The sequence below is a fragment of the Vibrio sp. D431a genome, assembly GCF_030248655.1.
Lineage (GTDB): Bacteria > Pseudomonadota > Gammaproteobacteria > Enterobacterales > Vibrionaceae > Vibrio > Vibrio alginolyticus.
The window spans coordinates 1-1,084 of the sequence record NZ_JAHGAP010000082.1; the positions used below are offsets into that span (position 1 = coordinate 1).

Annotated in this window: 2 protein-coding genes; both read left to right on the forward strand. The window is 39.9% G+C overall.

The window, feature by feature from the left end; translation table 11 throughout:
* The first annotated feature begins 156 nt into the window (after positions 1-156).
* A complete protein-coding gene (locus KJB35_RS28035) occupies positions 157-543 on the forward strand; it encodes a hypothetical protein (protein ID WP_081048897.1) in 387 nt (128 codons plus the stop codon).
* 125 nt (positions 544-668) lie between these two features.
* A complete protein-coding gene (locus tag KJB35_RS28040) occupies positions 669-1,052 on the forward strand; it encodes a lysozyme inhibitor LprI family protein (protein ID WP_285469893.1) in 384 nt (127 codons plus the stop codon).
* Positions 1,053-1,084 lie beyond the last annotated feature (32 nt).

Here is a 1,084-nt window from a genome sequence, read left to right on the forward strand (position 1 = left end):
TGTTTAAGAGTGATTCGCAACGCGTGGCATTTTCACTATGCGTTGGTTTTAATGTTTAAGGTGGTATGCAGGGGATTCGGTATTGCGTTGCTCACACCTTAACAGGGCGTTATACAAATGGAGTCAATTTTGAAATTAGAGAATAGAAGTCAACTCATGGAATATTTGGGTGCAGAGCAAAGAAATACAGTATGGAGTTGGTGTGCGATAAATGAAGCTGAAAAGAAAGTATATCTAAGCGTCTGGACAGACTTCAAAATCAAAGTTAACGGCAGAATGGCATATATACTGCAGGAGCCAGATTGGGGTGTAAATGAAGCTGGCCACTTTTCGGCTGCACGAAATGATCATGATGAAAAATTTAAGAAAATATTCTTAGACGAGTATGAGCCATACGGTTATTTTGTGGAGGTCAAAGACAAAAATGCGGTCCCTAGAGAGATATTATATACGAAAACATCGTTTATATTTTCTCTAGAGTTGGAGTTGCTAGAATCCGGTGTGATAATTGGCTATCCAAAGCAGCGAATCGAAATAAAATAATATTTGTATAACAAAGCATTTAAAAGTGATTCGCAACGCTTGGCAATTTCGCTTCGCTCAAGTATAGCCAAGCGTCGCTCACACCTTAATGCGGCGTTATGTGCTAATGAGTAGGAGTTAGTAAAGTGCGTAAATTTTTGATTTTGATTCTTTGTTGCTCATCGTTCTCACTTTCTGCGGAGAGTGGCGTCGAAGATTGTCAATTGTTTGGCTCTCTATGCGAGCTTCAGGCGAACTTTGAGTTGGCAGATAAAGAGTTGAATGATGTTTATAAAAACATAATGAATCGGATCAATTCAGGAGAACTGTCTGATAGAACCCTTGTGGATTCTGTTGAACTTAAGCAGAGCTTGCTTAGTAGCCAGCGAAGTTGGCTACAGTTCAAAAAGTCCAATTGTGATGCATTCTACGTACTCCAGAGTGGGGGGAGTCAGCGAAACGAAGCACGCATGGAGTGTGAAATTGAAATGACTAAGGAGCGTACAAACTATCTAATAAGTTGGTACTGACTTGGTTTGAATACGCACATAACAAACTGTTC

What these genes read in the sequence shown, in the direction of transcription:
- KJB35_RS28035 (WP_081048897.1), top strand. Translation starts at nt 157, where the DNA reads ATGGAATATTTGGGTGCAGAGCAAAGAAATACAGTATGGAGTTGGTGT.